The organism is Paraburkholderia sp. BR10141 (assembly GCF_056155635.1).
Genome location: NZ_JBMIQH010000012.1, coordinates 117,553 through 130,423, shown reverse-complemented (window position 1 = coordinate 130,423; position 12,871 = coordinate 117,553). Strand labels below are relative to the sequence as shown.

Genomic DNA, 12,871 nt, shown 5'->3' with positions numbered 1-12,871 from the left:
ATTGATGAATCGATATCGGCTTGCCCGATTTGCTTCTGCGCGTTCTTTGCAATGTCGTCGAATTGGCTGTTGCGACAGCGGATACGCCCTGTTGCTGTCAGGCCGCTTTCTGTAGGGTGCCTTATCAAATGCAGACGCATGAATATGAGCATCGCTTCGTTGGGCTCTCTCCCATGCCTCGCTACGATGGGCAGCACTGTCCGCTAGCGATCTCCAACCGGCTAACCCCAGCGATGTCCGCTCCGATTCTGACTGCCCACTCGATCACGAAGCGTTTTGGCGCGACGCTCGCGCTGTCGCGGCTGAACTTTTCCATCCACGCCGGCGAGGTCGTTGCGCTGATGGGCGCGAACGGCGCCGGGAAATCGACGTTCGTCAAGATCCTGAGCGGCGTGAATTCGCAGGACGAAGGCGGGCTCACGCTCGGCGAACACGCCTATGCGCCGGGTTCGCCCCAGGCGGCGAAGCGTCTGGGCGTGGCGACCGTGCATCAGAGCATTGCCGACGCCGTGGTGCCCGCGCTGTCCATTGCCGACAATCTTCTGCTCGACGAACTTTGCGGCGGCGGAGCGCGCCGGTGGACGCCGCGCGCTTCCCGCTACACCCGTGCAGCCGCGCTGGCCGCGCGCGTGGGGCTCGAAGCCGACCTCACGGCACCGCTCGGTTCGCTTTCTCTCGCCGGCCAGCAGCGCGTGGTGATCGCGCGGGCGCTGGCTTCGCGCCCGCGGCTGCTGATTCTCGACGAGCCTACGGCCAGCCTTTCCACGAGCGAGGCCGCACGGCTCCATGCGCTTGTGGATGACTTGCGCGCGGAGGGCGTGGCGGTGCTGCTCGTCTCGCATCGGCTTGGCGACCTGCGAAGACTGGCTTCGCGGGTGGCCGTGCTCCGTGACGGCCGCATCGTGGCCGAACAGAGCGCGCCCATCGATTTCGACGCGGCGCTGGAGGCGATGATCGGCCGCGCACTGCCGCAGGCGCGAGTCTTGCCACGCACGGGCGAGGCGGGCGCGGAACCCGCATTGCGGCTGCGCGGCTTGCGCCTCACGGCGCATGGCGACGCGTTCGATCTCGACGTGCAGCAAGGCGAGATCGTCGCGGTTGTCGGCCCGGTCGGCGCGGGGAAGTCGAGGCTTGCCCAGGTGATATTCGGCGCGTTGCGCGCGGCCGCGGGCGAGATGCGCCTCTACGGCAGCGCCTGGGCCCCGCGCTCGCCAACCGACGCGATCCGCGCGGGCGTATTTCTCGCCGGCGAAGACCGGTGGCGCACGTCACTCTTTCCCGACACCGTTGCGTTCGCATCGATCGCCGGCACGATCAGTTTTCCGTTTCTGTCCCGCTGGCAGCGCGGCGTGGGCCTGCCTCGCGATCGCGAAGCCGCGCAGGCGCAAGACGCCATCGAGACATTCGGCATTCGCTGCTCGGGTCCGGACGACCGCGTCGCGCGGCTTTCGGGCGGCAATCAGCAGAAGGTGCTGCTCGCGCGCTGGCACGCCGAGCCGGCCCGGCTGCTGCTGCTCGACGAGCCGTTCCAGGGCGTCGATGCGGGCGCACGGGCCGATATCGCCGCCGCGTTGCGCGAGCGCGCCGCTACGCGCGCGACGCTCGTTTTCGTCAGCGACCTCGAAGAGGCGCATGAAGTCGCCGACCGCATCGTCCTGTTCGACCGCGGCACAGTCGAACGCGTAGCCGTAGCGGAATCCCTCTTATCAGCCCACTCATGAGATCCATCACACCCACGGCAGCATCGGACGAGTCTTCCGCGCGCGACACGACCCGGCAGCGCCGGCACAGCCTCTTCGTCGCGCTCGAGCGCGGCGGGCTGCTGCTCGTGCTCGTCGCTCTTGGCGTCATCTTCACGGTTCGCGAACCCGCGTTTCTGAACGTCGCGAACCTGTTCAGCATCTTGCAGGCCGTCTCGATCGTGGCGTTGCTCGGCATCGGTGTAACGGTCACGCTCGCCGCGGGCGGCTTCGATCTTTCCGTGGGCAGTGTCGCCGCCTCGGCGCAGATGGCCGCTAGCTATGTGCTCGTGGTGTGGCACGGCAACGGCTGGGAAGCCGTGCTCGCGTGTCTCGCGCTGGGTGTGGCGGCGGGGCTCTTCAACGGGTTGCTGATCACGCGCCTGCATGTCCCGGACCAGCTCGCGACACTCGGCACGCTCTTCCTGCTTGCAGGCCTGCAACTGATTCCCACCGGCGGCCGCTCGCTTGCGAGCGGCACGATCTTGCCCGACGGCACCGAAGCGAGCGGCACGTTCCCCGATGCGTTCCTCGCGCTAGGCCGCGCACGCCTCCTCGATGTGGTGCCGGTGCCTGTCATCGTGCTGCTCGTGCTGACCGCGCTCGTCTCATTCGTCATGGGCTCCACGCGCTGGGGCCGGGTGGTCTATGCGATCGGCGGCAACGAGACGGCGGCCCGGCTGGCCGGTGCGCCAACGGCCCGCTACCGGCTCGCGGCTTATGTCGCTTCCGCGACGATCGCCTCGCTCGGCGGGCTGCTCATCGCCGCGCGCGTGGGGCGAGGCGACGTGAGCGCGGGGCATTCGTTGCTGCTCGATGCGGTGGCGGCTGCGCTGGTTGGCTATGCGGTATGGGGCGCGAAGCGGCCCAATGTGCCGGGCACGGTGATCGGCGCGGTGTTCGTCGGCGTGCTGCTCAACGGGCTCACGATGCTCAACGCCCCGTATTACCTTCAGGACTTCATCAAGGGCGCATTGCTGGTCGTGGCGCTGGCGTTCACGTTCAGCATCGGGCGCCGGGCGGAAGGGCGCAACTGAAGCCGGCAGACGTCCGGCAATTTCGTGGTTAGCGAGTTACACAATCTGATCGAGCGGAGCAAATCATGGCAGAGACACTGGCAGGCAGCGAGACACTGGGCGCCGCTCCCGTAACGGAGGCCGCGCATGTGATTGCTACGGAAAACGAAGCGATCGCTGTCGCAACGGAGCTGGCCGCGCGGCTGGCCGTTGGCGCGGCGCAGCGCGACAGCGAGCGGCGCCTGCCGCATGAGGAGATCGAGTGGTTTTCGCGCTCGGGGCTGTGGGGCATTACGGTGCCCAAAGCGTATGGCGGCGCTGGCGTGTCTAACGTCACGCTCACGGAGGTCGTCAAGATCATTGCGGCTGCGGACCCGTCGCTCGGGCAACTGCCGCAGAATCACTTCGGCCTCGTCGACGTGATCGCGCTGACGGGCACCGAGGAGCAAAAGCGCGAGCTGTTCGGCGAAGTCATCGCCGGCAAGCGCTTTGGCAACGGCTTCTCGGAAAAGGGCACGAAACACGTGCTCGACCTGAAGACACGCGTGCGCCGCGACGGCGATCACTACGTCGTGGACGGCACCAAGTTCTATTCGACGGGCGCCCTGTTCGCGCATTACGTTCCCGTGCTCGGGCTCGACGAGGACCGCAGGGGCTGGCTCGCCTATATTCCGCGCGGCACGCCAGGGCTCAGCGTGGTCGACGATTGGTCCGGTTTCGGCCAGCGCACCACCGCGAGCGGCACCGTGACGCTAGAGAACGTGCGCGTGCCGGCAAGGCTCGTGTTGCCCGCGCATCGCGTGTCGGAGCAGCCCACGCTCAACGGTCCGCTCTCGCAGATCATCCAGGCCGCCATCGACGCAGGCATTGCCCGCGCGGCGATCGAAGACACGCTCGCGTTCGTGCGCTCTCGCTCGCGGCCGTGGGTCGATAGCGGCGTCGAGCGTGCAAGCGACGACCCCCTGACGATCCGCGAGGTCGGCAATCTGCATATCCAGCTGCATGCCGCCGAGGCCTTGCTCGAGCGTGCGGCGCGTGTACTCGACGAACTCGCCGCAAAAGGCGAGACGACGGAGGACGACGTGGCGCGCGCCTCGGTCGCCGTGGGCGAGGCGAAGGTGCTCACGACACAAGTCGCGCTGCTGGCCGGCGAGAAGCTGTTCGAACTGGCCGGCACGCAGTCGACGCTGGACGTGCACAACCTCGACCGCCACTGGCGCAACGCACGAACGCACACGCTGCACGATCCGGTGCGCTGGAAGTATCACCTTGTTGGCAATTACTACCTCAACGGCGTCAAGCCGGCACGTCACGCCTGGAACTGACCCCATCGCACAAACGGGAACGTCATGAAGACATCGATTCAACGGCTCATTCGCAACAGCGCGCTGGCGCTCTGCACGGCGGGCCTGTTCGGCACGCTCACGGCGCAGGCGGCCACCCTGGCGGGCGCCCCGGCGCCGTTCGACAAAGGCGGCGTCAAGATCGCGCTGGTCAATTATCTTTCGGAGGGCGACTTCTTCCAGGCCTACGAGGCGGGCGCGCAGAAGCAGGCGAAGGCGCTCGGCATCGACCTGCGCATTTACGAAGGGCGCCAGGACGCGGCCGAGCAGCGCGACCAGATCCAGCAGGCCATCAATCTGGGCGTGTCGGCGATCATCGTCAATCACGGCTTGCCCGAGTCGCTCAAGGACGTCGTGCAGCAGGCGCTCGACAAGGGCATCAAGGTCGTCGCTTTCGACGTCAATCTGGCGAACCCCAGGGTCCCGCAAATCGAGCAGAGCGACAGCGACCTCGCTTCGCTGCTGCTCGCTCAGGCCGTCAAGGACAATGGCAACGCGTTTTCCGCGGGCTACGTGTACGTAGCGGGCTTTGCGCCGCTCGACCGGCGCGACGCCGTCTGGCAGACGTTCAAGCACGAGCATCCCGGCATCCAGGAAAAGGCGCGCTGGGGCACCGTGGACAATCCGATTGCGCAGTCGGTTGCCAATCAGGCGGCTGCCGCCTACCGCGCGCATCCGGATATTCGCGTGGTCATTGCCCCCTATGACGAATTTGCGCGCGGCGCCAATCTCGCGGCGAATGAATCGAACGTGGCGAGCAAGGTGCGGATCTACAGCGCGGACATCTCGACTGCCGACATCGAGGCGATTCGCGCGCCGAACAGCGCGTGGGTCGCCACCGCGGCGACCAACCCGGCCGTGGTGGGCGCCGTATCGGTGCGGGCCGCGGCGCTCGACGTGGCCGGGCAGCCGCTCGACCATCACATCCTCGTGAAGCCCACGCTCGTCACGCGCGACGATCTCGTCAAGAACGATATCCACACCATTGCGGAACTGGGGGCGAAATTCCCGGCATTCCGGGCCAGCGACGCGGCGACGGCGAACTGGATTCCCGTCGATCAGTAACCCCGATGGCGGCGCGGGCTGAGCATCCGGCGAGTTGCGCCGGGTGCCATTCCCTTCACTCCACTGCTTTCGAGTCAATGCGTCGCGCGGGAATATTCGCGCCGACGAACCGCGCAATGACCCGCGCCACATCGGCGGGCGCTTCGAGCGGCGACAAGTGTCCCGTTCCGGGCAGGATGTGCAACGCCGCGTGCGGGATGCGCGGCAGCAGTTCCGCCTGCAGCGTCGCCACGCGATCGACCTGGTCGAGTTCTCCTGAAATGACGATGGTCGGCACGTTGACGGATGCCACCGCCTCGGTGATGTCTTCGCCCATGGCTACGTTCGGCCAGGCCGCCTTGGCCTGCGGCGCGGCCTTCAGGCTGTCCTCGATGACTTGCTCGCGGCGGGTGGCGTCGAGCGATTTCGCGGTCAGCACGTGGTCGATGACGTATTCGACCGATGCGCGCGATTGATACGCGCCGGTCAACGTCGCGCGCTGCTCGTCCGACAGGACCATCGGCGACGGCGGCGAAGGCGCCACGAGCACGAGACCTTCGAGCCCGCCCGGCCGGCGCGATGCGATCAGTTGCGCGACCTTGCCGCCCATTGAATGCCCGACAAGCACGTAGCGCTGCAGGCCCAGCGCCTCGATGACACCCTCGGCATCTGCGGCGAGATCGGCGATGCGGTAGCCGTCAGCCGGCGCCTCGGAATCGCCCCAGCCGCGGTGATCGGTGGCTACGATCCGATACCGGTCGGACAGTTCGCTCGCTACATCGTCCCATGTGCGCGACGAGCCGCCGTAGTAGTGCAGGCACACCAGCGCCAGCTCGCCGCTGCCTTGCTCCTTGACGTGAATCCGTGTGCCGTTCGACTTGATTTCCATTGGCAGGCTCCTTCCCGATTGGGTGATGGATGCAGGGTAGATTCAATCCTTGGGTTCGATAATTGCCGTTGCAGTGTCGTCAGTCGATAATCGGACTATCGAATTGGAGGAACCAATGGACCGACTGACGAGCCTTGGCGTCTATGTCGCCGCCGTAGAGGAGGGTAGCCTCGCCGCGGCGGCGCGGCGCTTCGGGCTGTCGGCCGCGATGGCCGGCAAGCATGTGAGCGCAATCGAGGCCGAACTGAATGCGCGGCTGCTTCAGCGAACGACCCGGCGCCTGAGCCTGACCGATGTCGGCCGCACCTACTACGAGCGCTGCAAGCGGATTCTCGAAGCGTTCGACGAAGCGAATCGGGAGGCAAGCGATTCGCAGGGCACGGCGCGCGGCGTGCTGCGCGTCGCCGCGCCGGTGACGTTCGGCGCGATGCATCTGGGCGGAGTCGTCGCGCGCTATCTGGAGGATCATCCGGACGTGAATGTGGAGGTGCTGCTTGGGGACCGCTACGTGGATCTCATCGATGCGGGCGTCGATGTCGCGATCCGGATCGGACGGCTGCAGGAACCGGGACTCGTAACGCGCCGGCTCGCAGCGTGCCGGATGGTCGTGTGTGCGTCGCCCGCGTATCTCGAGCGCCATGGCACGCCGCGCACTCCCGACGAGTTGCGTCGCGCGCAGCGCCTCGCCTTCAGCGAGGCGGTGTCGGTGGGCGACTGGACGTTGCTCGATGCGCGCCACCGCGCACACGTCATCGACGGGCCGTGCCGGCTGGCGGCCAACAATACGCAGATGCTGCTCGGCGCGGCGCTGGCGGGTGCCGGCATCGCCTATGGTCCGACCTTCGTGTTCGGCGAGCACCTCAGGCGCGGCGAACTGGTGGCGCTGCTGCCGGACTATCGCGCGACGGAACTGGCGATTCAGGCGGTGTATCCGGGCGTGCGGCGCATACCGCTCAAGGTGCGCCGGTTCGTCGATTACCTCGCCGAGACGTTTGGCGACGAACCGCCGTGGGATCGCAAGGCGGTGCCTTAGGCGAGCAGTATCGAATGGCATGTGCCGGCCGCGGTTGAATGGAGTTGTCGCCTGGCCGACAATCTTTCGGGGAGTTCGCACGCATCATGAGGACTCTCTGGTGTTCACCAAACCAACCAAGGAGCGTCGACATGGCTTCACCCTGTGTCAATGTCAAGAACGACGTGTCACCCGCCGAATGGGAGGCGCGCGTCAATCTGGCAGCTGCTTATCGCCTCACAGCGTTGTTCGGCTGGGACGATCTGGTGTTTACCCACATCTCGGCGCGCGTGCCCGGCCCGGAGCATCATTTCCTGATCAACCCGTACGGCATGATGTTCGAGGAAATCACGGCGTCCTCGCTGGTGAAGATCGACCTCGATGGCCGCAAGGTGAGCGAGTCGCCGTACGACATCAATCCCGCTGGCTTCACGATCCATAGCGCCGTGCATGCGGCGCGTGACGACGCGCATTGCGTGATGCACACGCATTCGATCAACGGCGTGGCCGTGTCGGCCCAGGAGGCGGGACTGCTGCCGCTCTCGCAGCAGTCGCTCGGCGTGTTGGCGTCGCTCGGTTACCACGACTATGAAGGCCTTGCGCTGAACGAAGCCGAAAAGCCGCGTCTGGTTCGAGACCTCGGCGACAAAATGTATCTGATGTTGCGTAACCACGGGCTGCTGACCGTCGGAAGCACGCCGGCGGACGCCTTTGTCGCGATGTACTTCTTCGAGGCGGCCTGCATGATCCAGGTGCGCGCGCAGTCGGGCGGCGCGAAGCTCACGCCAATCGCGCAGCCCATTCTCGACGGCTTCAGGCAGCAGATCGTGGCAGTGACGCGGGGCGTCATGCCAGGGGCGCTCGTCTGGCCCGGTCTGCTGCGCCGGCTCGATCGAGCCTATCCGGGGTATGCGGACTGACGTTCGAGGCGACGCGATGCCCGATCACGCCCTCGATTGACGGCATTGCGATGGGCCGGTTAGGCTCGGGACCATGCGCCCATCCAAAGTCGATCTGAATCTCTTCGTCGTGTTCGAGGCCGTCTATCGAACGCGCAACCTTACGCGTGCGGCGGAGTTGCTCTTCATCACGCAGCCCGCCGTGAGCAACGCGCTGGCGCGCATGCGCAAGGCATTCGACGATCCGCTGTTCGTGAGCACGCCGGCGGGCATGATGCCCACGCCCGTTTCCGAAAACATCATCGGGCGCGTGCGCGAGGCACTGCAGTTGCTCGATTCGAGCACCCATGCCGGTGAACGCTTCGATCCGGCCTCGTCGCAGCGAACCTTCCGGCTCAGCATGAACGATCTGACCGAGACCATGCTGCTTCCTGCGCTGGAAGAGGTGTTGCAGCGTCTTGCGCCGGGCATCCGCATCGAGAGCTACTTCACGACGCGCCGCGACGTGCCGGAAGCGCTGGCGAGCGGCGCGGTCCATCTGGCGATCGACGCGCCGCTCATCGACGATCCGTACCTGGAGCAGGAACCGATGGGCCGCGACCGTTACGCGTGCATGCTGCGCCAGGGCCATCCGTTCGCGAAGAAGAAGCTCACGATCGACGACTACCTGCGCTTCGGCCATATCCATGTGTCCAGCCGCCGGCAGGGACCTGGTCTCGTCGACACCGAACTCAACAAGCTGGGACTTCGGCGCACCATCCAGACCCGCGTTCAGCATTATCTCGTCGCGCCCCTGATCGCGATGCGCACCGATCTCGTCCTGACTGCGCCGCTCATGTTGCTCAAGCGCTATGACGCGCGCATCCTGGCGCTGCCGTTCGATCTCCCCGATCTCGAGACGCATGGCTACTGGCACCGCAGCGTCACGACCGATCCGGCCCATCGCTGGCTGCGCGAGCAGATCGGCCGTCTCATGCGCAAGCAGCGTCCGTAGCTGTCACGAATCGTTATGGCGCGGTATCACCAGAATAAATTTCCTGAATAGCCAGTGTCCCGGTATCGTTTGCGTCATGTCCAGACGAGGTTGGCATGGCGGAACTCTACCTGGTACGGCACGGGCAGGCGTCATTCGGCGCGGAAAACTATGACGAGCTTTCCTCTTCCGGCGTTACCCAGTCGCGCTGGCTGGGCGAATATTGCGCGCAGGCGGCCCTGACGTTCGATCGCGTCGTGACCGGTACGATGCGGCGGCACGCGCAAACCGCCGACGCCTTGCTCACCGCGATGGGCGGCGCGACAGTGGAGGTCGTGCAGGACGCGGATCTGAACGAGTACGATTTTCACGCCCTCTTTTCCGCGCTCGGCGAGAGCGGTCTGGCGCCCGGCCTCCTGGCCGAAGGCTCGATGAAGCCCTTCTACAAGGGGCTCAAGCAGGTCTTGCAGCTCTGGTCCGAAGACAAGCTGCCCGGACGCATTCCCGAGACCTGGGGGCAGTTTCAGGCGCGCTGCGAGCGTGCGCGTCTCGCCATTCAGCGCAGCGGCGGCAAGCGCATTCTGGTGGTGAGTTCGGGCGGACCGATCGCGGTGTTTACCCAGCAGGTTCTGCAGGCGCCGGCTGCGGCCGCCATCGCGCTCAACATGCAGATCCGCAACAGCAGCGTGAGCCAGTACGTCTTCAATGACAGCGCGATGTCGCTGGTCACCTTCAACACGTTGCCGCATCTCGAACAGGCCGAGAGGCGCGAACTCGTCACCTATGGCTGATTCGAATCCGGATTCCCGCTCCATGATGAATGCAAGTCTTCAGTTCGATGTCGATGCACTCGCGCGCTATCTGACCGCGCACGTACCCGGCTTTCAGGGGCCGATGGTCGTCGAGAAGTTCGCCGGCGGGCAATCGAACCCCACGTTTCTTCTCGAGGCGCAAAGCGGCCGCTATGTGCTGCGGCGTCAGCCGCCCGGCGAACTGCTCAAGTCCGCGCATGCCGTGGACCGCGAATTCCGCGTGCTGAGCGCGCTCGGCGATACATCGGTTCCTGTTGCGCGGGCCTTGCATCTTTGCGAGGACCGCGACGTGATCGGCAGCCTGTTCTACGTGATGAGTTTCGAAGAGGGCGAAATCTATTGGGATGCAGCGTTGCCCGCGCTGCCCGTTGGAGAGCGCGGCGCCCTGTACGACGCGCTGATCGGCACGATGGCGGCTTTGCACGATGTGGACGTCGAGGCTGTTGGCCTCGCCGACTACGGCCGCGCGGGCAACTACTTCTCACGACAGATCGAAGTCTGGACGAAGCAATATCGCGCGGCGCAGACCGACGACCTCGACGGCATGGAAGCGCTGATCGACTGGCTGCCGGCGCATTGTCCGGCCGAAGCGGGCAAGCCTTCGCTCGTGCACGGCGACTTTCGCATCGACAACCTCATCTTCCACCGCGGCACGCCGAAGGTTCGCGCCGTGCTCGACTGGGAACTCTCCACGCTCGGCAATCCGCTCGCCGACCTCGCGTACTTCTGCATGTGCCTGCGGCTGCCGCCGAAAGGCCATATTGGCGGTCTTGCTGGCGTGGACCGGGCGGCGCGTGGGGTGCCGGACGAGGCCGCGATCGTCGAGCGGTATTGCGGCTTGCGGGGAATCGGATCGATCGGGAACTGGAATTTTTATCTCGCGTTCAGCTTCTTCCGGCTCGCTGCGATCGCGCAGGGCGTGAAGAAGCGCGCGCTGGGCGGCAACGCATCGCATGAGAAGGCGCGCCAGGTCGGTGAAATGGCCGGCGCGCTCGCGAAGATGGGCGTCGACGTCACCTGACGCCTGGCGTTTGACGCGGATACGCGAATACATTGAGGAGACAATTGTGACTACTAATTTGTTCGATCTGAACGGAAAAATTGCGTTGGTGACTGGCGCGAGCCGTGGCATTGGCGAAGAGATTGCGAAGCTGCTGGCGGAGCAGGGCGCCCATGTGATCGTGTCGAGCCGCAAGCTCGACGATTGCGAAGCCGTGGCGCGCGGCATCCGGGAAGCGGGCGGCAGCGCCGAGGCGTATCCGTGCCACGTGGGGCGTCTCGACGACATTCAAGGCGTTTTCCAGCACATTCGCTCGAAACATGGCCGGCTGGACATCCTCGTGAACAACGCGGCGGCGAACCCATACTTCGGCCACATTCTCGACACCGATCTTTCGTCCTTCGAAAAGACGGTGGAGGTCAATCTGCGTGGCTACTTCTTCATGTCGGTCGAGGCGGGCAAGCTGATGCGCGAGCACGGCGGCGGCGCGATCGTTAACACGGCTTCCGTCAACGCGCTGCAGCCAGGCGACAAACAGGGCATCTACTCGATCACCAAGGCCGCTGTAGTCAACATGACGCGGGCATTCGCCAAGGAGTGCGGCCCGCTCGGCATTCGCGTGAATGCGCTGCTACCGGGTCTTACCAAAACGAAATTTGCCGGAGCCTTGTTCGCAGACCAGGCCATGTACGAAAGCTGGATGACGAAGATTCCGCTGCGCCGCCATGCGGAGCCGCGAGAGATGGCCGGCACCGTGCTCTATCTCGTCTCCGACGCGGCGAGCTATACCAACGGCGAGTGCATCGTCGTGGACGGCGGCCTGACGGTTTGACGATGGGAGCGGCGCGCGTCATCGACCTACGCGCCGCACGACATTCACCACGATTCAAGGAAGAGCAAGATGGACTTTGCCTATAGCCCGAAAGTCGAAGCGCTGCGCACGCAGTTGCGCGCGTTCATGGACACGCATATCGTGCCGCGCATCCACCAATGGCATGAAGAAGTGAGCGCGGGGCAGTACCCCGTTTCCTTCATGGAAGACCTGAAGGAGAAGGCGCGTGCCGAAGGCCTCTGGAACCTGTTCCTGCCGCATCTGCGCGACGACGAGCCGGGCACGCGGTTGACCAATCTCGAGTACGCGCCGCTGGCCGAGATCATGGGGCGCGTGTCGTGGGCATCCGAAGTGTTCAACTGCAATGCGCCGGACACGGGCAACATGGAGTTGCTCCATATGTTCGCCACGCCCGCGCAGCGCAAGAAGTGGCTCGAGCCGCTGCTCGAAGGCAAGATCCGCTCGGCGTTTGCGATGACGGAGCCCGCAGTGGCGTCCTCGGACGCGACCAATATCACCACGTCGATTCGACTCGACGGCGACGACTATGTGATCGACGGCCGCAAATGGTTCATCACGAACGCGGCGCACCCAAACTGCCAGTTGTTCATCGTCATGGGCAAAACCGACCCGGAGGCGCCCACGCACAGTCAGCAAAGCATGATTCTCGTGCCGCGCGACACGCCGGGCGTGAAGATCATCCGCAATATCACGGTGGTCAATCATACGGCGCCCGAAGGTCACTGCGAGATCGAATTCAAGGGCGTGCGCGTGCCGCGTTCGAATCTGCTCGGCGAAGAAGGCAGCGGCTTCGCGCTCGCCCAGGCGCGTCTGGGACCGGGGCGCATTCACCACTGCATGCGTTCGATCGGCGCCGCCGAACTTGCGCTTGAACTGATGATCGAACGCGCGCAGGCGCGCACGGCGTTCGGCAAGAAGCTCTATCAGCACGGCTGCGTTGGCGAGTGGATCGCGAAGTCACGCATCGAAATCGATCAGGCAAGGCTCTTCGTGCTGAAGGCGGCCTGGATGATCGACAACGTGGGTGCGAAGGAGGCGCGCAAGGAAATCGCCATGATCAAGGCACTCGTGCCGAGCGTGCACACCGCCGTATGCGAGCGCGCGATGCAGACCTTCGGCGCGATGGGGCTGAGCCCTGATACGCCGCTGGCGGACAGCTGGACCTGGGGGCGTGCATTGAAGTTCGCGGATGGCCCGGATGAGGTGCATCTCCAGAGCATTGCGCGCATGGAGATCAAGGCGCGGCCGTATGAGCCGGGCCATGAGAGTCCTTACCTGACGCGTTAGCGAA

12 protein-coding genes are annotated in these 12,871 nt (G+C 65.2%); 11 read left to right on the top strand and 1 reads right to left on the bottom strand.

From position 1 onward, the window contains the following. Positions 1–233 precede the first annotated feature (233 nt). The 4 genes from ACOJB8_RS18620 (at position 234) to ACOJB8_RS18605 (ending at position 5,163) form a co-directional block, all read left to right on the top strand. Positions 234–1,721 (top strand): sugar ABC transporter ATP-binding protein, encoded by a 1,488-nt coding sequence (locus ACOJB8_RS18620; RefSeq protein WP_475013594.1) that lies wholly within the window; start codon positions 234–236, stop codon positions 1,719–1,721. Then, on the top strand, positions 1,718–2,776 hold the full coding sequence (locus ACOJB8_RS18615) for an ABC transporter permease (RefSeq protein WP_069266812.1): 1,059 nt from the start codon (positions 1,718–1,720) through the stop codon (positions 2,774–2,776). Before ACOJB8_RS18620 ends, ACOJB8_RS18615 begins: the two co-directional genes overlap by 4 nt. Positions 2,777–2,841: 65 nt before the next feature. Then, entirely contained in the window at positions 2,842–4,080 is a 1,239-nt protein-coding gene (locus ACOJB8_RS18610) for an SfnB family sulfur acquisition oxidoreductase (RefSeq protein ID WP_368602085.1), read from the top strand. A 24-nt stretch (positions 4,081–4,104) separates the two neighbouring features. Beyond that, complete coding sequence (locus ACOJB8_RS18605) at positions 4,105–5,163, top strand: substrate-binding domain-containing protein (protein ID WP_368602086.1); 1,059 nt, start codon at positions 4,105–4,107, stop codon at positions 5,161–5,163. 55 nt (positions 5,164–5,218) lie between these two features. Here the strand turns inward: ACOJB8_RS18605 and ACOJB8_RS18600 are convergent, their stop codons facing one another. Further along, complete coding sequence (locus ACOJB8_RS18600; RefSeq protein ID WP_475013592.1) at positions 5,219–6,031, bottom strand: alpha/beta fold hydrolase; 813 nt, start codon at positions 6,029–6,031, stop codon at positions 5,219–5,221. Between the two features lie 115 nt (positions 6,032–6,146). Here ACOJB8_RS18600 and ACOJB8_RS18595 point away from each other — a divergent pair, with 115 nt between their 5' ends. The 7 genes from ACOJB8_RS18595 to ACOJB8_RS18565 all read left to right on the top strand — a co-directional run bounded on the left by ACOJB8_RS18595 (position 6,147) and on the right by ACOJB8_RS18565 (position 12,867). Continuing rightward, complete coding sequence (locus tag ACOJB8_RS18595) at positions 6,147–7,064, top strand: LysR family transcriptional regulator (protein WP_475013590.1); 918 nt, start codon at positions 6,147–6,149, stop codon at positions 7,062–7,064. 131 nt (positions 7,065–7,195) lie between these two features. After that, positions 7,196–7,963, top strand: coding sequence for a class II aldolase/adducin family protein (locus ACOJB8_RS18590; protein WP_069266807.1), 768 nt, complete (start codon positions 7,196–7,198; stop codon positions 7,961–7,963). A 73-nt stretch (positions 7,964–8,036) separates the two neighbouring features. Then, entirely contained in the window at positions 8,037–8,936 is a 900-nt protein-coding gene (locus tag ACOJB8_RS18585) for a LysR family transcriptional regulator (protein WP_368602089.1), read from the top strand. A 95-nt stretch (positions 8,937–9,031) separates the two neighbouring features. Next, a complete protein-coding gene (locus ACOJB8_RS18580; RefSeq protein ID WP_342950064.1) occupies positions 9,032–9,706 on the top strand; it encodes a histidine phosphatase family protein in 675 nt (224 codons plus the stop codon). Positions 9,707–9,728: 22 nt separating this feature from the next. After that, a complete protein-coding gene (locus ACOJB8_RS18575) occupies positions 9,729–10,748 on the top strand; it encodes a phosphotransferase (protein WP_475013587.1) in 1,020 nt (339 codons plus the stop codon). Between the two features lie 46 nt (positions 10,749–10,794). Beyond that, the gene (locus tag ACOJB8_RS18570; protein WP_368619473.1) at positions 10,795–11,559 is read left to right on the top strand and encodes an SDR family oxidoreductase; all 765 of its coding nucleotides are present in this window, start codon (positions 10,795–10,797) and stop codon (positions 11,557–11,559) included. Between the two features lie 69 nt (positions 11,560–11,628). After that, entirely contained in the window at positions 11,629–12,867 is a 1,239-nt protein-coding gene (locus ACOJB8_RS18565; RefSeq protein ID WP_475013585.1) for an acyl-CoA dehydrogenase family protein, read from the top strand. The last annotated feature ends 4 nt before the right edge of the window (positions 12,868–12,871 follow it).

Bases quoted from the DNA above. Each gene is read 5' to 3' on its own strand.
- ACOJB8_RS18600 (WP_475013592.1), bottom strand. From the start codon at position 6,031: ATGGAAATCAAGTCGAACGGCACACGGATTCACGTCAAGGAGCAAGGC.
- ACOJB8_RS18595 (WP_475013590.1), top strand. From the start codon at position 6,147: ATGGACCGACTGACGAGCCTTGGCGTCTATGTCGCCGCCGTAGAGGAG.
- ACOJB8_RS18620 (WP_475013594.1), top strand. From the start codon at position 234: ATGTCCGCTCCGATTCTGACTGCCCACTCGATCACGAAGCGTTTTGGC.
- ACOJB8_RS18585 (WP_368602089.1), top strand. From the start codon at position 8,037: ATGCGCCCATCCAAAGTCGATCTGAATCTCTTCGTCGTGTTCGAGGCC.
- ACOJB8_RS18615 (WP_069266812.1), top strand. From the start codon at position 1,718: ATGAGATCCATCACACCCACGGCAGCATCGGACGAGTCTTCCGCGCGC.
- ACOJB8_RS18580 (WP_342950064.1), top strand. From the start codon at position 9,032: ATGGCGGAACTCTACCTGGTACGGCACGGGCAGGCGTCATTCGGCGCG.
- ACOJB8_RS18575 (WP_475013587.1), top strand. From the start codon at position 9,729: ATGATGAATGCAAGTCTTCAGTTCGATGTCGATGCACTCGCGCGCTAT.
- ACOJB8_RS18565 (WP_475013585.1), top strand. From the start codon at position 11,629: ATGGACTTTGCCTATAGCCCGAAAGTCGAAGCGCTGCGCACGCAGTTG.
- ACOJB8_RS18610 (WP_368602085.1), top strand. From the start codon at position 2,842: ATGGCAGAGACACTGGCAGGCAGCGAGACACTGGGCGCCGCTCCCGTA.
- ACOJB8_RS18605 (WP_368602086.1), top strand. From the start codon at position 4,105: ATGAAGACATCGATTCAACGGCTCATTCGCAACAGCGCGCTGGCGCTC.
- ACOJB8_RS18590 (WP_069266807.1), top strand. From the start codon at position 7,196: ATGGCTTCACCCTGTGTCAATGTCAAGAACGACGTGTCACCCGCCGAA.